The organism is Rhizobium sp. AB2/73 (assembly GCF_020871915.1).
GTDB classification, from domain to species: domain Bacteria; phylum Pseudomonadota; class Alphaproteobacteria; order Rhizobiales; family Rhizobiaceae; genus Rhizobium; species Rhizobium dioscoreae.
In genome coordinates, this window is the sequence record NZ_CP067072.1 from 134,964 (window position 1) to 154,740 (window position 19,777).

Annotated in this window: 14 protein-coding genes; 6 read left to right on the forward strand and 8 right to left on the reverse strand. The window is 59.6% G+C overall.

What is annotated here, in order from left to right:
* The first annotated feature begins 96 nt into the window (after positions 1-96).
* Both I8E17_RS20320 and I8E17_RS20325 read left to right on the forward strand, forming a co-directional pair.
* A complete protein-coding gene (locus I8E17_RS20320; RefSeq protein ID WP_069610300.1) occupies positions 97-2,811 on the forward strand; it encodes an ABC transporter ATP-binding protein in 2,715 nt (904 codons plus the stop codon).
* A gap of 53 nt (positions 2,812-2,864) precedes the next feature.
* A complete protein-coding gene (locus I8E17_RS20325) occupies positions 2,865-3,341 on the forward strand; it encodes a Crp/Fnr family transcriptional regulator (RefSeq protein WP_069610301.1) in 477 nt (158 codons plus the stop codon).
* A gap of 195 nt (positions 3,342-3,536) precedes the next feature.
* Here the strand turns inward: I8E17_RS20325 and I8E17_RS20330 are convergent, their stop codons facing one another.
* The 7 genes from I8E17_RS20330 to I8E17_RS20360 all read right to left on the reverse strand — a co-directional run bounded on the left by I8E17_RS20330 (position 3,537) and on the right by I8E17_RS20360 (position 13,914).
* Positions 3,537-4,679, reverse strand: a complete 1,143-nt coding sequence (locus tag I8E17_RS20330; protein ID WP_069610302.1) for a fumarylacetoacetate hydrolase family protein — start codon at positions 4,677-4,679, stop codon at positions 3,537-3,539.
* Positions 4,680-4,857: 178 nt separating this feature from the next.
* A complete protein-coding gene (locus I8E17_RS20335) occupies positions 4,858-6,228 on the reverse strand; it encodes an alpha-glucosidase/alpha-galactosidase (RefSeq protein ID WP_069610303.1) in 1,371 nt (456 codons plus the stop codon).
* 19 nt (positions 6,229-6,247) lie between these two features.
* On the reverse strand, positions 6,248-7,918 hold the full coding sequence (locus tag I8E17_RS20340; RefSeq protein WP_069610304.1) for an ABC transporter ATP-binding protein: 1,671 nt from the start codon (positions 7,916-7,918) through the stop codon (positions 6,248-6,250).
* Between the two features lie 13 nt (positions 7,919-7,931).
* The gene (locus I8E17_RS20345; protein WP_069610305.1) at positions 7,932-9,059 is read right to left on the reverse strand and encodes an ABC transporter permease; all 1,128 of its coding nucleotides are present in this window, start codon (positions 9,057-9,059) and stop codon (positions 7,932-7,934) included.
* On the reverse strand, positions 9,059-10,069 hold the full coding sequence (locus tag I8E17_RS20350) for an ABC transporter permease (protein ID WP_069610306.1): 1,011 nt from the start codon (positions 10,067-10,069) through the stop codon (positions 9,059-9,061). The genes I8E17_RS20345 and I8E17_RS20350 overlap by 1 nt, the downstream gene beginning before the upstream one ends.
* 157 nt (positions 10,070-10,226) lie before the next feature.
* Positions 10,227-12,314: an ABC transporter substrate-binding protein gene (locus I8E17_RS20355; protein WP_069610307.1), complete on the reverse strand. Its 2,088-nt coding sequence runs from the start codon at positions 12,312-12,314 to the stop codon at positions 10,227-10,229.
* Positions 12,315-12,447: 133 nt separating this feature from the next.
* Positions 12,448-13,914: an alpha-glucosidase/alpha-galactosidase gene (locus I8E17_RS20360; protein ID WP_069610466.1), complete on the reverse strand. Its 1,467-nt coding sequence runs from the start codon at positions 13,912-13,914 to the stop codon at positions 12,448-12,450.
* On the opposite strand from I8E17_RS20360, the gene I8E17_RS20365 reads away from it, so the two are divergent.
* From I8E17_RS20365 to I8E17_RS20375, 3 genes are all read left to right on the forward strand, one after another.
* On the forward strand, positions 13,904-14,113 hold the full coding sequence (locus I8E17_RS20365) for a hypothetical protein (RefSeq protein ID WP_162750879.1): 210 nt from the start codon (positions 13,904-13,906) through the stop codon (positions 14,111-14,113). The two genes, I8E17_RS20360 and I8E17_RS20365, sit on opposite strands and share 11 nt — an antisense overlap.
* 43 nt (positions 14,114-14,156) lie before the next feature.
* Positions 14,157-15,026, forward strand: coding sequence for an AraC family transcriptional regulator (locus I8E17_RS20370; protein ID WP_307777820.1), 870 nt, complete (start codon positions 14,157-14,159; stop codon positions 15,024-15,026).
* A gap of 197 nt (positions 15,027-15,223) precedes the next feature.
* Complete coding sequence (locus tag I8E17_RS20375) at positions 15,224-17,467, forward strand: glycoside hydrolase family 2 TIM barrel-domain containing protein (protein WP_069610309.1); 2,244 nt, start codon at positions 15,224-15,226, stop codon at positions 17,465-17,467.
* Between the two features lie 21 nt (positions 17,468-17,488).
* Here the strand turns inward: I8E17_RS20375 and I8E17_RS20380 are convergent, their stop codons facing one another.
* Positions 17,489-18,400: a GntR family transcriptional regulator gene (locus I8E17_RS20380; RefSeq protein ID WP_069610310.1), complete on the reverse strand. Its 912-nt coding sequence runs from the start codon at positions 18,398-18,400 to the stop codon at positions 17,489-17,491.
* A gap of 318 nt (positions 18,401-18,718) precedes the next feature.
* Here I8E17_RS20380 and I8E17_RS20385 point away from each other — a divergent pair, with 318 nt between their 5' ends.
* Positions 18,719-19,738, forward strand: coding sequence for an aldo/keto reductase (locus tag I8E17_RS20385; protein WP_069610311.1), 1,020 nt, complete (start codon positions 18,719-18,721; stop codon positions 19,736-19,738).
* The last annotated feature ends 39 nt before the right edge of the window (positions 19,739-19,777 follow it).

The following is a 19,777-nucleotide window of genomic DNA, read 5'->3' on the forward strand; positions in this document are numbered from 1 at the left end:
CCACGTATCCGTAACGAAACCTTCCCGCATCTCTGCAACATCGGTGCCGGCATCGCGCTGGCGCTGGGCGTTGAATTTGAAAGCCTGCAGTAAGCAATGGAAAAAAGCCTAGCGCGTTACATTTGGTCGAATACCCGGCTGGAGCAGGTCTGGATACTGCTCGTCGTCGCGGCCTCGATGATCCCGTACTTCCTGGCCTTCGACTTGCCGAAGCAGATCGTCAACGGGCCTATCCAGGGCAAAGGTTTCGAACATCCCGGCGATACGCAGACCTTCATGCACATTGCTTTCAATGTGCCGCTCATCGGCCATGTCGAGATTTTTCAAGGCGTGCAGCTGACGCGCATGTCGATGCTCGTCGCGCTAAGCATGGTGTTTCTGGCGCTTGTCGTGCTCAATGGCCTCTTCAAACTCTATATCAATACCTACAAGGGACGGCTTGGCGAGCGCATGCTCCGCCGCATCCGATTCGAGCTGATCGACCGCGTATTGCGGTTTCCGCCGTCGCACTTCAAGCGGGTCAAGCCCGCCGAAATCGCCACCATGATCAAGGACGAGGTGGAGCCGATGGGCGGCTTTACCGGCGATGCCTTCGTGCAGCCCGCCCTTCTCGGCGGCCAGGCGGTAACGGCGCTCGTCTTCATCATCATGCAGAATTTCTGGCTCGGCATGATTGCCGCGGCCATCGTTGCGGTGCAGGCCATCGTCATTCCACGTATGCGCAAGCGGCTCCTGGAACTCGGGCGCCAGCGGCAGCTGACGGCGCGCGAACTTTCCGGCCGCGTCGGTGAGATCGTTGATGGTATCGGCACTATCCACGCCAACGATACCACGAACCTGGAGCGCGCCGATATTGCGCACCGGCTCGGATTGATCTTCTCGATCCGCTATGATCTCTACCAGTGGAAGTTCCTTGTCAAATTCATCAATAACTTCCTCGCTCAGGTAACGCCGTTCCTGTTCTATCTGATCGGCGGCTTCCTGGCGCTGCAGGGTCGCCTGGACATCGGTCAGCTCGTCGCCGTCATCAATGCCTACAAGGATCTGCCCGGGCCGCTGAAGGAGCTGATCGACTGGGATCAGTCGCGTCAGGACGTTCAGGTAAAATACAATCAGGTGGTCGAACAGTTCAGCGTCGATCATCTGATCGATCCGAAAATCCAGGCGGTTTCGCCCGCGCCCGCGGCCCGTATCACCCATTCTCTCGTCGCGACCAATCTGACCATCGTCGATGACAGCGGCGCGCGCGTGCTGGACCACGTTTCGGTTGAAATTCATCCCGGCGAAAGGGTGGCGATCGTCGGCGATAGCGGTGCCGGCGGCGAATATCTTGCAGAGGCGTTCGGACGCCTGATCTGGCCGGATAGCGGCCGCATCTCGATCGACGGCCACGATATTCTGGAATTGCCGGAATCGCTCATCGGGCGACGCATCGCCTATGCCTCGTCCGAAACGTTCTTCTTTCACGGCACTTTGCGCAGCAATCTCCTCTATGGGCTCAAGCATGCGCCGCTCGTTGCCCCTGTCTACAGCGAAGATGAGGCGGCAAAGGTCAAGTGGAGCATGGCCGAGGCACGGCGTGCAGCCAATCCGGAATTCGATCTCAATAGCGATTGGGTGGACTATGCCGCCGCCGGGGCGACGGGACCGGATGATATCTATTCCGCCATCCGTCCGGTTCTCGATGCCGTCGCCATGTCGCAGGATATTTTCGACATGGCCTTGCGCTCGAATGTCGATGCCACGGCACATCAGGATCTGATATCGCGCATCGTCGAGTTGCGGCAGGCATTGCGGTCGCGGCTTGAGGAGGAAAAACTCGCGGATCTCGTGGTTCCCTTCGAGTTCGATGCTTATAATCCGCAAGCGACCGTTGGTGAAAATCTGCTGTTCGGTACGCTGAAGCGGCCGCAGATGACCAATCGCAAACTGGCGGCTCATCCCTATTTCCGGCAGATTTTCGCCGAGACCGGTCTGGTATCCGATTTGTACGATATGGGCCTGGAGATCGCCGAAAACGCAGTCGAACTCTTCACGGACCTGCCGCCGGACCATCCGTTCTTCCAGCAGTTGACCTTCATGACGGCGGAAGACATCCCGGCCTATGAGGCGCTGCTGCAGAAGCTCAACGGCAAGGGCTATGAGGCGGCTACCGACGATGAGCGTGCGGCCATCATCCGGCTGAGCTTCTCCTATATCGAACCGCGTCACCGCTTCGGCCTTCTGACGCAGGTGCTCATGGAAAAGATCGTGAAGGCGCGCGCGAAGTTCTACGAGAATATTCCCGCCGATCTCGCCAAGGTCATCGAGCGCTACGATCCGGAGCGCTTCACTGCGTCTGCCACCTTGATGGACAACGTGCTGTTCGGGCGCATCGCGCATCAGCAGGCGAATGCGCCGGAGCGTATCCATCAGATCATGTATGATGTGTTCGGGCGTCTCGGCATGCATGATGCAGTTCTGTCGATCGGGCTGGATTTCGACGTCGGCTCGGGCGGCAAGCGCCTGACCAACGTGCAGCGCCAGAAACTCAATCTCGGTCGCGCCCTTTTGAAACGAGCCGATTACATCATCTGCAATCGCCCGCTGCCGGCACTCGACCACCGCGTCCAGGATCAGATCGCGAGAGCCATTCTGGGCGAACTCCATAGCGGCGATTATGCGCCGGCGATCATCTGGGTTCTCTCCAACCCCAGTTTTGCCGAATTGTTCGACCGTGTCATGGTTTTCGATCACGGCAGCCTTGTCGAAAATGGCTCCACCACCGATCTTTTAGAGAAAAACGGTATGTTCAAAGAACTGTTATCGTAATATCCTATCTCGACAGTGGCGTCTGGGGCCGAACACTGGGGGTACCGAAGCTCATGCTTCTGAAGGACGAAGTTGAAATGCTGAAGCGGGTGCCGATTTTTTCGCGCATTGCACCCGCAAAATTGAAACTCTTGGCGTTTACGTCCGATCGGGTCAGCTACAATGCTGGCCAAACCCTGTTTCATCAGGGCGATCAAGGTGATGCGGCCTATGTTGTTCTTTCAGGAACTGCTGATATTCTCGTCGATAGCCCAGCCGGCGAGATCAAGGTTGCCGAAGTCGACCTCAATTCCATCGTCGGCGAAATTGCCATCCTCTGCGATGTCTCCCGTACAGCCACGGTGAAAGCGACTTCCAGGCTGGAAGCCTTGAAGATCAGCAAGGAGCATTTCCTGAAGCTGCTCAGCGATTTCCCGGAGATGGCCGTCGAGATCATGCGCGTGCTCGCAGATCGCCTCAACCACACGACTTCGGAACTGACCGCTGTGCGCAGCCGCCTCGACCAGCCGCAATCGATGTCCACTCATTGAGATTGAGGGAGCCGGTGCTCGTGCTTTTGAGAGGCGGGCGCCCCATTTCAATATGGCGAACTCAATTCCGAAATATGCGCGGCCCGATATGAACGCCGATTTCTTCTCAGCGATAGCGGCAATCTTGCATCCATCAAAACCGTCGAGTTGAACGCGAAACTGGCTTTCCCAGTTTCGCGCCCGATAATTGGTGTTTCAAATCAATCCCCGCCGGGCCAGATTGCGCATCAGATGCGAGGCTCCGAAGGTCCAGGGTGGGCATTCGGTCGACAGCAGCACGCGGTTGCGCAGCGCTCCAAGCTTGTCGTTGGAGATGGTGACGATGTCGCCGACCTTGTGAGTGAAGCCTTGGCCGGGCGTGTCGCGATCCTCGACGGGGGCAAATAGCGTTCCCATGAACAGCACGAAGCCGTCCGGATATTGATGATGGCGGCCGATGGTCTGGGAGACGAGATCGAGCGGATCGCGGCTGATTTCCTTCATCGACGAGCGCCCATGCAGCACATAGCCGTCCTCGCCTTCGACCTTCAGATCGAGATCGGCATTGCGCACGTCATCAAGATTATAGGTCTCGTCGAACAGACGGATGAACGGCCCGATCGAGCAGGAGGCGTTGTTGTCCTTGGCCTTGCCGAGAAGCAGGGCGGATCGGCCTTCCACGTCGCGCAGGTTGACGTCGTTGCCGAGGGTCGCGCCTTTGACCCGGCCCTGGCTGTCGACCGCCAGCACGATTTCCGGCTCGGGATTGTTCCACTTGGAGATCGGATGCAGGCCGACATCGGCGCCTTGTCCTACAGACGACATTATCTGCGATTTGGAAAAGACTTCCGCGTCCGGTCCGATGCCCACTTCGAGATATTGCGACCAGACACCTTCCTCGATCAGCGCCGCCTTGACCTTGGCCGCTTCCGCTGAACCGGCCTTCAAGTTGCGCAGGCTGTCGCCGATCAGTGCGGTCACCTTGCCGCGGATCGCTTCGGCTAGATCCGGATTGCCGGCCGCGCGCTCCTCGATGACGCGCTCCAGCATCGAGCGGGCAAAGGTGACGCCACAGGCCTTGATCGCCTGCAGGTCGATGGGGGCGAGAAGGTGGGCGGATGTGGCATCAGGCTTTGCAACCAACAAATCGTCGAGATTTGCGATGGCCTCGCCTTTCTGCGCGCGGACGAAGGCGACGGGATCGTCTTTTTCCAGAAGGTCGCGAATGGTCGGCGTTTCCTTCGAGGTGATGTCATAGAGCGTGCCGTCGCGAAGCGTGACGAGAGCGGGGCCTTGCGCATCCGGGCGCCAGATGCGGCCGACGAATGTGCCGGTGGTGAATGTGTTCGAGCTGGCCATGTCGTTCGTCTCCTCCAAACTGCGAGCGTTTCTAGCGCAGTCGATCCCGCTTTGCCATCTGTTATGACGGCATCATTCGCTGCATTTTGGATTTTCATCTTTTCCTGGAAGCTAAAAATGTAAGGCCCCGCGGCGCCGCCGCGAGGCCCTTTGGGCCGCAAGCCGGGAGAGAGTGGCTTTACGCGGCCTGAACCTTGCGATTGCCGCGCGCCCATTCCGGCAGCCAGTCGCCATGGGCAGCCAGCAGCTCATCGACCAGCGACCAGATTTGGTCGAGATCGAGTTCGGCTGCCGTGTGCGGATCCATCATGGCGGCATGGTAGATGTGCTCGCGATTTTCGGTCATGAGAGCTTTCACCGTCAGCTCCTGCACGTTGATGTTCGTGCGGATGAGCGCCGTCAGCTGCGGCGGCAGGTCGCCGACATAGGTCGGCTGGATGCCGGAGGCATCGACCAGGCAGGCGACTTCGGCCGCGCAATTATAAGGTAGCGAGGTGATGCAGCCATTGTTGCGGACATTGCCGTAGATGACGGAGGGTTCGCCGGTCCAGACCGAATTGATGATCGAGGAAGCATATTCCTTCGACTGCTTGACCTCGATTTTTTCCGCCGTGCGATATTCCTCGGCCTGGTTCTTCCAGCGCGCCACCTGCTCGATGCAGCGTTTCGGATATTCGTCGAGCGGAATGCCGAACTTCTCGATCAGGTCCTCGCGGCCCTCCTTGATGAAGTAGGGGGTGTATTCGGCGAAATGCTCGGAGCTTTCGGTGACGAAATAGCCGAGCCGGGTCAGCATTTCATAGCGCACCTTGTTTGGGCAGCGCGGGTTCCAGCCGGGCTTCGGCGCGCGTCCTTCGCGATAGGCGCGGACGAGATCCGGATAGAGATTACGATAGGAACCATCCGGCTGACGATGCTCGAATTCGAGATAGAAGGCCATGTGGTTGATGCCGGCCGAGCGGTAGCGGATCTCGTCGTAGGGAATGTCGAGATCGTGCGCCAGTTCCATGGCCGTGCCCTGCACCGAATGGCAAAGACCGACCTGCTTGATATCAGGGTACTTCTCCCCGATCGCCCAGGTATTGATGGCCATCGGGTTCACATATTGCAGCATGATCGCGTTCGGGCAGACGGCGAGCATGTCTTCGCAAATCTTCCAGAGGTGCGGAACCGTGCGCAGGCCGCGCATGATGCCGCCGACGCCGAGCGTGTCGGCGATCGTCTGGCGCAGGCCATATTTCTTCGGCACTTCGAAATCGGTGACGGTGCAGGGCTCGTAGCCGCCGATCTGGAAAGCGACGACGACAAAATGCGCGCCGTCGAGCGCCTTGCGCTGATCGGTAAAGGTTTCGACCGTCGCGGAGGTGCCCAGCGTCGAAGCCAGCTTGCGGGCAACGATGGCGCTTTCGTCCAGCCGCTGCGGATTGATGTCCATCAACGCGATCCTGGCGTCGGCAAGGGCGGGCCGCTGCAAGACGTCGCCGATGATATTCTTCATGAAGACGGTCGAGCCGGCGCCGATGAAGGTGATCTTGGGAGTACCTGTCATGTCAAAATCTCCTGGGATGCTACGAAGCTACTTCGAACGCTGCTCTGACAAGGCGTTCGGTGTAAGCGGTCTTGGGATGCGATAGAACCTCTTCGACCGGCCCTTCCTCCATGATCTTGCCGTGCTGCATGACGATGACGCGGTGGCAAAGGGCGCGGACGACCTTGAGGTCGTGGGAAATGAAAAGGTAGCTCAGGCCTTTTTCATCCTGCAGCTTGCGCAGGAGGTCGATGATCTGGGCCTGAACGGAAAGATCGAGCGCGGAGGTCGGCTCGTCGAGCAGAATGAATTCCGGCTCGAGCGCGATGGCGCGGGCAATGGCGATACGCTGGCGCTGGCCGCCGGAAAATTCATGCGGGAAGCGCGAGAGAATGTTGGCCGGCATGCCGGCACTGACCAGTGCCTCCTTGACGCGCTCCAGGCGCTCCGCCTTGTTGGAACCGAGATTGTTGACAATCAGCCCCTCGCAAATGATCTGGCCGATGGTCATGCGTGGATTGAGCGACGAGAATGGGTCCTGAAAGACGATCTGCATGCGCGAGCGCAATGGCCGCATTTCGGCGCGCGAGCGGCCATGGATTGCCTGCCCGTCAAAATAGATCTCGCCGCTATCGGCATCGATCAGCCGCAACAGCGCCTGGCCGAAGGTGGTCTTGCCGGAGCCGGATTCACCCACCAAGCCAAGGGTTTCGTGCCGGCGTAGCTCGAGACTGAGACTGTCGACGGCGACGAGTTCACGCATGTCGGGCTTGAAGAAGCCGCCGTGGCGCAGCATGAAGGCGACCTTGACGGATTTGCCTTCGAGGACGGTACCGCAATCTGGCGGCAGTGGCTTCGCGCGGCCGCGCGGCTCCGATGATAGCAGGTGCTGCGTATAGGGATGCTGCGGGCGCGCAAAGAGCGCCTCCGTCGTATTGTGCTCGCGCATCTCTCCATGCTGCATCACATAGACGTAATCGGAGAACTGTCGTACGACCGTCAGGTCATGGGTGATCAGGATCACGGCCATGCCGAGCTTCTTCTGCAGGTTGCGGATGAGGTTCAGGATCTGCGCCTGCACGGTGACGTCGAGCGCCGTCGTCGGTTCGTCGGCAATCAGTACGTCCGGGTCGTTGGCGAGCGCCATGGCGATCATCACGCGCTGGCGCTGGCCACCGGAGAGCTGGTGGGGATATTGCTTCAGCCGCGCTTCCGGATCGGGAATCTGAACCTGCTTCAGGAGATCGAGCGCCCGCTTCTCCGCGTCGCGGCGGCTGACCTTGCGATGGACCCGTATCGCTTCGACGATCTGGCTGCCTATCGTGTAGATCGGATTGAGCGAGCTCATCGGCTCCTGGAAGATCATCGAGATACGGTCGCCGCGCAGCTGCCGGCGCGCCCGCTCCGAGAATTTCAGCACGTTCTTGCCGTCGTAATGAACGGCGGACTTGTCGGAGACGACGGCGCGTTTGGTCAGCAGGCCCATCACCGTGCGGGCGGTCACCGATTTTCCCGAGCCGGATTCGCCGACGATGGCGATGGTTTCGCCGCGGTAAAGCTGGAAGGTGATGTCCTTGACGGCATCGACCATGCCGTCCTCGACCTTGAACTTGACGGCAATATTGCGGGCGTCGATGACAGGTGCGGCTGTCTTGTTCGCGGCATCGAGCCGCCTGTCGGGAGCGAAGGAATTGACGAGTGCAAGAGCCATATCCGTTCTCCTCTCAATAGGGATCGATCGCGTCGCGCAGGCCGTCGCCAAGGGCGTTGAAGGCGAAGACGGTGACGAGAACGAAAGCGACGGGCGTAAGGATCCAGGGATAGGAGCCGATGACCGAATAGGTCGACGTATCCTGCAGCATCAGACCCCAGGAGATCAGCGGCGGTTTGACGGCAAAGCCGAGGAAGCCGAGGAAGGATTCCAGCAGCACGACGCTCGGGATCGCGAGCGTCACCGTCACAATGACGTGGCTCATGACGTTCGGGAAAATATGCTGCAGGATGATGCGCCGGTCGGTCGCGCCGACCGCCATGGCCGCCCGGACATAATCGATCCGCGCCAGAGCCAGCGTCTTGCCGCGTACCTCGCGCGACATCTGCGCCCAGCCGAGCGCCGACATGACGACGATGACGAAGGCGAGGAAGACGTTGGTCGGAGCCGTCACGGGGATCAGCGAGGTCAGTGCCAGGTAGAGCGGCAGTTGCGGGAAAGCCAGTACCACTTCGACGAAACGCTGGATCCAGGCATCGAGCGTGCCGCCGAAATAGCCAGATATCATGCCGACGGCGGTGCCGACGACGGTGACGATGGCGACCACCGTCAAGGCGATCATCAAGGAAATGCGCGAACCGTAAATGGCGCGCGACAGCACATCCCGGCCGAATTTGTCCGTGCCGAGGAAATGAACGGGGCTGCCGTCGGTGGCGCCGAAGAGATGCCGGTTACCGGGGATCAGGCCAAAGAGATGATAGGGGTCACCCTTGACGAAGAGACCAAGCAGGCGAGGGTGATCGTAATCCGGTCCGACGATCGGTTGGAACGTGACCGGATCGAGATCGCTGGTCTCGGCAAGCGCGTAGACCCGGGGCCGGAGGACGAAATTGCCGTCCTTGTCGTGAAAGCTGATGACCTGCGGCGGCGCGAAGCCCGTATCGGTCGCCTTGGGGTCGAGCGGTGCGATGAATTCGGCGAAGATCGCCATCAGCAGTAGCAGGACGACGAGAGTAAGGCCGCCCATGCCGGTCCAGGAGCGCTTCAGGCGACGCCAGACCAGGGCGAGGTAGCTCTCATTGCCGCTCTTCTGCTTGATTTTCTCTTCGGGCGGCGGCGGGGAGTTGCTGAAGGCGAGCATCAGTGGATTCCTCCCTGTTGACGCACACGTGGATCGAGCAGGGCAAGCAACACGTCGGCGATAATATTGCCGAGGATGAGGGTTGCCGAAAGCACCATCATGAAGGTTGCGGTCACGTAGACGTCGCCGACGGCCATCGAGCCGACGATCGCCGGCCCGACGGTCGGCAGCGTGAAGATGATCGCGGTTTCGATTTCGCCGGTCAGCATATAGGGCAGAACCACGCCCTGATACATGATCAGAGGATGCAGCGCATTTGGCACCGCATGGCGCATAACGACGGCTCCGCCGGAAAGGCCCTTGGCTCGCGCCGTTTCCACATATTGGGCATTCAGCGTATCGAGCAGGTTGCCGCGCATGATGCGCATGTTATAGGCGAGACCGCCGAAGGTGGCGATCGCGACGACCGGCCAGACATGCTTGACGAGATCGACGAATTTGGCCCAGGACCATGGCGCGCCGCCATATTGCGGCGAGAAGAAGCTGCCGATCTCCGAGACGTTGAGCTGGAAGACGAGGAGATAGACGATGATAAGCGCCATCAGAAAGCGCGGCACCGTCATGCCGAGGAAGGAGATGCCGGCAAGCAGATTGTCGATCCAGCTATATTGCCGCGTTGCGGCCCAGATGCCGAAACCGATGCCGAGAATGGACGCCAGGATGTGGCACACGAGCGCCAAGGCCAGCGTTCGCGGCAGGCGCTCGCCGACGACATCGGCCACCGGCTTGTTGTAGACCATGCTGTAGCCAAAATCGCCCTGGGTGACGATGCCACCGATCCAGTTGAAATACTGGACGATCATCGGTTTGTCCAAGCCATGTTCCTTGCGATAGGCCTGTGCTTGCGCGTCGGCCTGTTCGAAGGACGCGCCGCCCTGGTTCATCAGTTGCGAGCGGATATAATCGGCATAATCGCCCGGCGGAGCCTGGATGATGGCAAACGTCACCACGCTCAAGATCAGGAGCACGGGAATGGCGGAGGCTATGCGAACGAGCAGGAATCGTAACATCGGACGGTTCGCTTCTCTTGATGCTGTCGACTGTCCCATTCTCCAGGAACGGTATCGCCAGCGCTTCATTTAACCCGGCGATAGCTGATCGCTGGATGTTTCAGGTCCCTTGGCAGCGGGCATCATGACGGCTGCCAAGGGATTGCGTCATGCGACCTTACTTGATCGGGCCGGCACTGCCGGGGGCACCCGGCAGTTCCTCTGGGAACAGCTCGTATTTGCCCTGTTTGTCTGCCGCCACCCAAAGCCGCTCGCGGATGATAGAATCTTCGGCCCAGTTGAACAGGAAGATCGGCGTGCCTGGAGGAACATTCGAGAAGCGTTTGTTGATGATGAGCGCTCCCGGATATTCCGTCAGGCCGATATTGTAGAGATGGCCGGTCGAGATCTTCTGGAACTGCTTCATCAGGGCCACGCGCTCGTCGTTATCCTTCGACGTGGTGAATTTGTTGACGATATCAACCATATCCTTTTCAAAGGGCATCAGGTCCAGCTGGCCGCTTTCCGGGGCGCGGTGGTTCCAGCTGGTGCGAGGCCCGACCGGTGCAAGCTGTTCGGTATTTTGCACGACCGAGGCAAGCTCGGTGCTGTTGCGGCGGACCATCCAGTCGAAACGGCCGCTGTAGTTGGCATCGTCGCGTTTCGGACCAACGAGCGAGTTTATGATCACGCGAAGTCCGAGCTTTTCCATCTGGCTGACGACACCCTCGGCAAGGCTCTTGTCGGTGGTGTAGTCGCTGCTGACCAGAAGCGTGATCTCGACATCCTTGCCGCCATTGACGCCGGCCGGGAAGTTGACGATGCCGTCGCCGTCCGTGTCCTTCAGGCCGGCTTTTGCAAGCTCGGCCTTTGCCGCCGCGAGATCGAACGGGTAATAAACCGTGGAATTGCGATCATAGAAGCTGCTGCCGGAGGATAGGCCGCCCGGATAGATCGCCGTGAACGGTCCCTTGACCAGCGACTCCCCGAGCGCCTTGCGATCGAGCGCCATGGTAACGGCCTTGCGGAAATCCTCATTGCGGTTCAACTCGCGCACCGCTTGCGCCCGCTCGTCCGGACTGCCCCAGCCATTGGCGGAGAAATTCATCTGCAAATTATAGCCGATGAGGCGGGGACCGAAGGCGAGACGGGCAGGAGCATCGGGCTGTGCGGCGCGCTTCAGCGAAGCGACGAAATTTTCCGGCTGCTCCAGGTTCGAAAAGTCACCGGAACCGGCAACAGCCTGCACGTCGCGATCCGCCCAGGTCGAGAGCTTATAATGCAGCTCGTTGAGGTAAGGCAGCTGATTGCCCTTTTCGTCGACCTTCCAGTAGTAGGGATTGCGACGCAGGACGATGATATCGTCGGACCGGTATTCGACCGGCACCCAAGCCCCCATGACCGGAATGTTCATGTACTCCGGCGGGAAAGCGTTCTTGAACTGATCGTAGGTGTTCTTGGAATATTTCGGGTGCTGTGGTTTCAGGATATGCGACGGCCCTGGGCAGAAATTCGGATAGGCCATCGTGTAGAGATACTGCTTCGGGAAAGCGTCCTTGAAGGTCCATTCGACGGTATAATCGTCGATCTTCTTCAGGGTCGTTCCCTCGCCGAAAGCTTCGGGCGATGCGCCGCCGCCGAGCGGCGAAACGTTCGGGTCGATAACCTCGTCTTCCCAGTAGAACATGATGTCATCGGCATTGAAGGGCACGCCGTCGGACCATTTGGCGCCTTCGATCAGATGCATGGTGAGCTTATGGCCGTCCGGCGACCATTCCCAGCTCTTGGCGAGGTTCGGAAGCGGTTCGGTATCCTTTGCTTCCACCTGAAACAGGGGAGCCGTGCGCGTCAGGCATTCCGAAAGGGCAATATCGATGCCGCCCCAGCCCTGCGTCTGGCCGGCGCCGTAGTTCCAGCCTTCCGGCCGGCCGCCGATGACATGGCGCATGGTATCGCCGTAGACGCCGATACCATCAGGCATGTTGCCGGTTTTGAAAACCAGCGGCTCTTTCGGCAGGCGGTCCTTGACGGGCGGCAGCTTGCCGGTCTTGACGAACTTGTCCGTGACCCAGGCGGGTTCGTGGTATTCCGGCAAAGCCTTGAACTCCAGGATGGAGTTGCGCTCGACATATTTGATCTTGCCTTCAGCCGGAAAAACCGGCGGAACGGGTGGCACTGTCGGCTCGGCTGCATAGGCGCTGATCGCGATCGCGGATGTGGCAATCGTCAATGCGGCGAGAAGGCCGATCGGTCGAAAATGTCTCATCTTGTTCTCTCTCCCAATATCGCGAGCTTTCCGTTCGAGGCGTCGCGTTCCTCCCGTAAAACGGAAGACGGCCGGCTGCGGCGGGATATCACCCCTCTGCCGCCGCAGCCATTGTCTTCCGATCTGCTGTTCGTCAGCCGGCCTGCTTCAGCGCGGCCTTCTCTGCCCGCAACTCCTCGATCGAGCGTACGCTGCGGCTTGCCGCACCTTTCCAATCGCGCGTCTTGACCTTGCCCCGCGACAGGCGCTCCTTTGCGCCGTCAACCGCATAGGCATATTGCGGCAGCCAGCGCGCCTCGGCGACGACCATTTCATCGACCATCTGCCAGACCTCCTCCGGCGTGGCGACGGCACCGACCAGCGGGTCATGCAGGACGGCGAGCTTCAAGAGATCGATATCGCCGCTGATGGCGGCATGAACCGACATACGCTGAACGTTGATCGAGGATATGCAGGTGGCTGCACATGCCTCCGGCAGAGTAATTCCCGCCACCATGTTGATGCCGAAGCGATCGACGAAGCCGGGCGATTCGATAATGGCATCGGCGGGCAGATTGGTGATGACGCCATTGTTCTTGACGTTGAAATGGCCGCGATAGACGCGGTTGGTTTCCAACGCTTCGAGAATATGGCTGGCATGTTCGTTGGAGCGGCGCGCGGGGTCGATCGGCTGCGAGGCGCTGTCGAGGATCTGTGCGAATTCCGTCTCGAACCAGTTGCGTGTCTCGGTGGAGTGACGCAGATAGCCGCCGGTCTCGCCGTGGATCCAGTCCGACATGTCGATCCATTTGTTGATTTCGTCGGGGCGCTTGCGGTACCAGGGCAGGTATTCCGACAGGTGTCCGTTGCTCTCGGTCGAATAGACGCCGAAACGCTTGAGGACGTCGATGCGCAGCTTTTCCTGTTGCGAATAGACCGGATGCGCCTCGAAGGCTGCGATCAGCTCATCCTTACCGATCTTGCGGCCGTTGAAGCGCAGATCGACGAACCAGGTCTGGTGGTTGATGCCCGAGCAGATATAGTCGAGTTCGCGCTTGTCCTTGGCGCCGAGCACCTCGGCGATCTGTTCGGCGCCATGCTGGACGCCGTGGCAAAGGCCGATCGTATCGACCTTGCCATATTCGATCGCTGCCCAGGTGTTCATCGCCATCGGGTTGGCATAGTTCAGGAATTTGGCGCCCGTCTCTGCGACTTCCCGGATATCCTTGCAGAAATCCAGAATGACCGGAATGTTGCGCTGGCCGTAGAGAATGCCGCCGGCACAGATCGTGTCGCCGACGCACTGGTCGATGCCGTATTTCAGCGGAATGCGGATATCTTCGGCGTAAGCCTCCAGGCCGCCGACGCGCACGCAGCTGATGACGTAGCGCGCACCTTCCAGCGCCTTGCGGCGATCCGTGGTGGCGGTAACGCGTGTCGGAAGCTTGTTGGCTTCGACGATCCGGTCGAGGATCGCCTTGATCATCGTCAGATTGTGCTCACTCACGTCGGTCAGCGCGAATTCGATGTCGCGGAATTCCGGCACGCAGAGTATGTCGGTGAACAGCTTTTTCGTGAAGCCGACGCTGCCGGCGCCGATGATAGCGATTTTGAAACTCATGATCCTCACCTTCAAGTCGATCGAACAAGCAGCGGCAGGGAAATCGACAGCATTTTCGCCCATTGTCGCATCGATTGCGGAGCGGGCCGAATACCGATTTTTCCTCCGATCGCCGTTCCTCGCCGGCGAGCATGCGCTGTTTTCTGGCGGGATTATGCCTATAATCGCCGAAGCGAACAGAGAACTATTATGCTTTTAAGGGTAATTTTGTGCTGCAAGAATTGATCGACAACGGACAGGTCATGCGGACGGTTTCGCTGCCGCGTGGACGCCACCGATTGCACGCCATGCCGACCAGTGCGGGATATGAAGTGCGCTATGACGAACCCTATGATTGGGATGGACGGCGGCGCGGTCTGACACCCTTCACCGTGCTGCAGCACACGATCAGTGGCACCGGGCGCCTGCGTTATGAAAGCCGCAATCATCGCGTCAATGCCGGCGACACGCTCCTCGTTCTTGTGCCGCATAATCACCGCTATTGGCTGGAGAAGGGGGAGCGCTGGGAGTATTTCTGGATTTCCATGAACGGCGAGGAAGCACTGCGCATCCATCGCCTGATACTCGCCGCAGCCGGTCCTGTGTTGAAGCTACAGCAGGCGACCATCGATCATCTTGCCGATTGCAGTCTTCGGCTCGTCAAGGGCGCCACGACGCCGGCTTCGGCTTCGGCCATCGCCTATGAGGCGGCAATGGCGCTCTATGACGACGTCTTCGGCTCGCATGCCTTTGCCGCCGACCGATCCGTCATGCAGATCGTCATCGACTACATCAATGCCAATCTCGACAAGCCGCTGCCGGTCGAAGAGCTTGCGAAGGTGGGCGGCCTCAGCCGCGCGCATTTTTCGCGCGTCTTTGCCGAGAGCGAAGGCGTGCCGCCCGCGGAATTCGTTTTACAGCAGCGCATGCAGCGCGCGGCGAAGCTGCTGACGAAGGCTGCCTTCATTCCGGTCAAGGAAGTGGCGATCATGTCGGGCTTCGACGATGCCAATTATTTCTCCAAGGTGTTTCGCCGCATCTACGGCATCAATCCGACGGAGTTCCGCACGACGGGCATGTATGCCGCGGTGCGCAGCCCGGTCGAGGAGACGAAGAATGCACGGAGCCGATAGATCCGTGATAGGTCGGCATTCTTGCTATCGCTTGCCTGTCTTGAAAATGGAAATCCGCCAACCGGTCGCATTGCGCAACGGCGGCGAGCCTGTATAGATATCGCCCCGCGGCGTCCCGCCTGCCTCGCCGCGCGCCTGGCTTCCCAGCAACATCTGTTCGTCATCCGATGCGACGGGCTTAATCGATAGGATTGAATATGCGTTCTGTTGTCGCCTTCAATGAATCCTGGACGTTTCATGAAGGGTTTTCGCCCGGAGATGCCGGCCGCCCGCAGGATGGACAGCAGGTCACTCTGCCGCATACGGCTGCCGAACTGCCTTTCAATTATTTCGACGAGAAATCCTATCAGCGCGCCTTCACCTATCAGAAAATCGTCAGCTGGGATGAGGCTTTCGCCGGCCGTGAGGTATCGCTGATCTTCGATGCAGCCATGGCCGATGCCGTCGTCTATCTGAACGGAGAGGAGATCGTTGCTCATAAGGATGGCTACACGCCCTTCGAGGCGCACTTGACCGGCCGTCTGCAGAAGGGTGAGAACCTGATCACGGTCAAGATCGATGGCAGCGAGAATCCCGAGATCCCGCCTTTCGGTGGGCGGATCGACTATCTCACCTATGCCGGACTCTATCGCGATGTCTGGCTGAAGGTCGCTGCGCCCGTCTCGCTCGCCAACATCAAGATCGAGACGACAGATGTCCTTTCCGACCACAAATCCGCGACGGTGCGTTGCGACATCTCCAATCCGCAAAATCTCGCTTTCAAGGGGAGAGTGACGGTTACTTTGCGCTCTGCCGACGGAGCAGCCATCGCTTCCGGCCAGGCTGACACGTTGGGTGAAAGCGTGAAGCTCAGCTTTAGCGGCCTTTCTGGCCTTTCCCTTTGGGAACTCGACAACCCCGTCCTTTACTCGGCCGAGGTGGAGCTTGCGAGCGAGCACGGCGCGGATCGTCTTGCTGCGACTTTTGGCTTCCGTACCGCGAGCTTCACCGCGGAAGGCTTCCTGCTGAACGGCAAGAAGCTGAAGCTGCGCGGTCTCAACCGCCATCAGGCCTTCCCCTATGTCGGCTATGCGATGGGCCGTTCCGCCCAAGAGCGTGATGCCGAAATCATGAAGCGCACGCTGAAATGCAACATCGTACGTACTTCGCATTATCCGCAATCGAAATGGTTCCTCGATCATTGCGACCGTATCGGCCTCTTGGTCTTCGAGGAAATCCCCGGTTGGCAGCATATCGGCGATAAGGAATGGCAGCAGGAATCGATCCGCAACGTGCGTCGGATGATCGAACGCGACTGGAACCATCCCTCGATCGTCATCTGGGGAGTGCGCATCAACGAGTCCCAGGATTCTCACGATTTCTACGCCGAGACGAACCGCCTGGCGCGCGAGCTCGATCCGACGCGCCAGACGGGCGGGGTGCGCTACATCACCGAGAGCGAAATGCTTGAGGACGTTTACACGATGAATGATTTCATTCTCGGTAACGAGGAGCTGCCGGGCGCCAATCGCCCGCGCACGCCGCTGAGGCCGCAGCAGGAAAACACCGGCCTTTCCAAGGACGTGCCCTATCTGATCACCGAATTCGGCGGCCATATGTATCCGACGAAAATCTATGACCAGGAGCAGCGCCAGGCCGAGCATGTCCGCCGGCATCTGGAAGTGCTGAATGCCGCCTATGGTGATCCGTCGATCTCAGGCGCGATCGGCTGGTGCATGTTCGACTACAACACCCATAGCGATTTCGGCTCGGGCGACCGCATCTGCTATCACGGCGTGATGGACATGTTCCGCGAGCCGAAATTCGCCGCTTATGTCTATGCTAGCCAGTGCGAGCCCGCCGAAGAGATCGTCATGAAGCCGGTCACGATCTGGGCGCGCGGCGAGCGCAACATCGGCGGCGCGCTGCCGCTGATCGTGCTGACGAACTGCGACGAGGTCGAACTGCGCTACGGCTCTCTGACCAAGCGCCTCGGTCCGGACCGGGAAACTTTCCCACATCTGCCGCATCCTCCCGTCGTTTTCGATCATCGATCCTTCACACCGGACGAACTCGGCGTATGGGGGATGGAGTGGGAGGACGTGCATTTCACCGGTTACATCAATGGCAAGCCGGTAGCGCAGCAACATATGGTCGCCAATCCGCTGCCGACCTCGCTGCAGGTGGAAGCCGATGCCGATACTCTGCGCGCGGGTGAGCGTGACACGGTGCGTGTCATCGTGCGTGCCCTCGATCAGGCCGGCTCGCGTCTGGCTTTTCTCAATGAAGCCATCACGGTCAAGATCGATGGCCCGGGCAAGGTCCTCGGACCGCAAACGGTGGCATTCCAGGGTGGAACCACGGGCTTCTGGTTGCAGGCGACAGGCAAGTCTGGGACGATCAACCTCGAAGTCTCGTCCCCGCGCTTTGCCAGCCAAAGCTTGAGCTTCACTGCAAGGTGAGCGAGCAGCCGGCTCTTGCCGTCAGGCGACCGAGCCGGCAATTTCGCCCCCACCCTGGGGGATCGACTGTAGCAGCGTCTGCCGCGCCGAGGCGAGATGCCTGCGGCAGGCGGCGTCGATCCTTCGCTGGTCGCGCGATTGCAGGGCCTCGATATAGTCGAGATGTTCGGTCACGGCGCGGGCATTGCGCTCGCGGGCGAACGTCTTGTTCCACTGGTAGTGATAGTGAAAGATGATGGCGATGACGTCGTAGAAATCGGCGATGAATCGGTTCTTTGAGGCGCGATGGATGAGAAGGTGAAACTTTTCATCGAGACGCGAGAAATCGCGGTAATGCGCGTCGAAATCCTCGAGCAGGGCGTGATGCTCCTGCTCGATCGCTTTGAGATCCTCCCAGGCGCGGTGATTGGCGGGCAGGCGGCCGAATTCGGCGGCGGAATGCAGCTCGAACATTTCGCGCACATCGGCAAGTTCGAGGGCAAATTCGCTGGTGAAGCCCTTGAGGATCCAATGGCTGTTCGGCCGTTTTTCAATCAGGCCAAAACGGCTGAAGCGAATGAGGAACTCGCGCACGACGGACGTGCCGGTTCCGATCTCTCTCGCCAGCTCGAGCTCGTTGATCTGCATGCCTGGCTGCGCCTCATCCGACAGGATGCGCATCATGAAGCTGCGTTCGACGATGTCGTGCAATGAATCGGTCTCTTCCTTCGGAAAGAAATCATCCTCCGTCGGTGGACGCAGTACCGTCTTTTGCCGCTTGTTCCAGAGAATGATGCCGGCGTCACTTAGCCGCATGAGAATCGCGCGCGCCGTACTGCGGCTTACGCCGAGTTCGGCAGCGATTTCCGGCTCGCTCGGCAGCTCGGTATCGGGCTTCAGGCGCGCCGCATAGCGATTGTACGCCTCCTTGAAGAGCGTGTTTTGCCTTGCCATTTCCCCCTCGCGTATCGTCGCCGCTCTTTACCGGCGGCGCTGTCTGAACCATGATTGAATGGCAGTCAATTGCAGGAGTGTTGACGGAGCGCGCTGGCCACCTTCCTCCAAGGCGTCAGGCGATTTGCTCGTTGACACCAAAATGTTTATTGTAGATAAAAAACAAAATCAATTGGTGGATGGACTATCGGGAGCTGACCGCCACCAATGACGAAGGAGGAATGGGAGCGGCCCGCTTGGATCGTTCCGACAGGGATACAAGAGCGCCGGAAATGCGCTCATGGGAAATTGCGTGACAGCCATCACAAGGGAGAGGTGATGCAAACAAGAACAATCGGCAGGACGGACCTCAAGGTCACGGAGATCAGCTTCGGCGCTGCGGCGCTGGGCGGCCTCTATCGTGCCTGTCCGCGCGACCAGGCAATGGCGACACTTCAGGCCGCCTGGGACAGCGGTATCCGCTATTTCGACGCTGCGCCCTGGTATGGCTTTGGCCTTGGCGAACGCCGCGTCGGCGATTTTCTGCGAGACCAGCCCGAGGACAGTTACGTGCTGTCGACCAAGGTCGGCCGTCTCATGCGCCCGGTGCCGACCGACAAGGTGCCGAATTACGGCTATGTCGATCCTTTGCCCTTCGATGCCGATTACGACTACTCCTACGATGGCATCATGCGCTCGGTCGAGTTCAGCTATGCACGTCTCGGGCTCAATCGCATCGATATTCTCTATGTCCACGATATCGGCGGCTATACGCACGGCAAAGCCCTGAACGAGCGTTACCTTGGGCAGCTTCTGGGGTCGGGATTGAAAGCTCTGGAGGAGCTGAAGTCGTCCGGTGCGATCAAGGCCTATGGTCTCGGCGTCAACGAAGTTCCGGTCTGCCTGGATGTGATGAACGCGGCTGATATTGACTGCATTCTGCTTGCAGGCCGCTATACCCTGCTGGATCGCTCCGCGGTTGCCGAGCTGCTGCCGCTTTGCGAGAAGAAGGGAACGTCGCTCATCGTGGGCGGGGTCTTTAACTCCGGTATTCTGGCGACTGGCCCCGTGCCTGGCGCGCATTTCGACTACCTGCCGGCGACGCCGGATATTCTGGCCAAGGTGGGGGCGATGGAGGAGATCGCCCGCAAGCACGGTGTACCGCTTGCCCAACCGGCGCTTCAGTTCCCGCTGCGCAGCCCTTGCGTCGCGTCGGTACTGATCGGTACGGCGAGGCCGGAAAGTCTTGTCCGCAACATGCAGCTCGTGGAGCCAAGGCTTCCCGATAGTCTCTATGCGGAGTTCGAAGATTTGACTGTGGTCGCGCCTCCATTGGGAGACGAGGCGGTCAGAGTCTAGCAGATTGGGAGCTATCGAGCCGTCGGGAGAGACGGCCTC

Bases quoted from the DNA above. Each gene is read 5' to 3' on its own strand.
- I8E17_RS20320 (WP_069610300.1), top strand. From the start codon at position 97: ATGGAAAAAAGCCTAGCGCGTTACATTTGGTCGAATACCCGGCTGGAG.
- I8E17_RS20325 (WP_069610301.1), top strand. From the start codon at position 2,865: ATGCTTCTGAAGGACGAAGTTGAAATGCTGAAGCGGGTGCCGATTTTT.
- I8E17_RS20330 (WP_069610302.1), bottom strand. From the start codon at position 4,679: ATGGCCAGCTCGAACACATTCACCACCGGCACATTCGTCGGCCGCATC.
- I8E17_RS20335 (WP_069610303.1), bottom strand. From the start codon at position 6,228: ATGACAGGTACTCCCAAGATCACCTTCATCGGCGCCGGCTCGACCGTC.
- I8E17_RS20340 (WP_069610304.1), bottom strand. From the start codon at position 7,918: ATGGCTCTTGCACTCGTCAATTCCTTCGCTCCCGACAGGCGGCTCGAT.
- I8E17_RS20345 (WP_069610305.1), bottom strand. From the start codon at position 9,059: ATGCTCGCCTTCAGCAACTCCCCGCCGCCGCCCGAAGAGAAAATCAAG.
- I8E17_RS20350 (WP_069610306.1), bottom strand. From the start codon at position 10,069: ATGTTACGATTCCTGCTCGTTCGCATAGCCTCCGCCATTCCCGTGCTC.
- I8E17_RS20355 (WP_069610307.1), bottom strand. From the start codon at position 12,314: ATGAGACATTTTCGACCGATCGGCCTTCTCGCCGCATTGACGATTGCC.
- I8E17_RS20360 (WP_069610466.1), bottom strand. From the start codon at position 13,914: ATGAGTTTCAAAATCGCTATCATCGGCGCCGGCAGCGTCGGCTTCACG.
- I8E17_RS20370 (WP_307777820.1), top strand. From the start codon at position 14,157: ATGCGGACGGTTTCGCTGCCGCGTGGACGCCACCGATTGCACGCCATG.
- I8E17_RS20375 (WP_069610309.1), top strand. From the start codon at position 15,224: ATGCGTTCTGTTGTCGCCTTCAATGAATCCTGGACGTTTCATGAAGGG.
- I8E17_RS20380 (WP_069610310.1), bottom strand. From the start codon at position 18,400: ATGGCAAGGCAAAACACGCTCTTCAAGGAGGCGTACAATCGCTATGCG.
- I8E17_RS20385 (WP_069610311.1), top strand. From the start codon at position 18,719: ATGCAAACAAGAACAATCGGCAGGACGGACCTCAAGGTCACGGAGATC.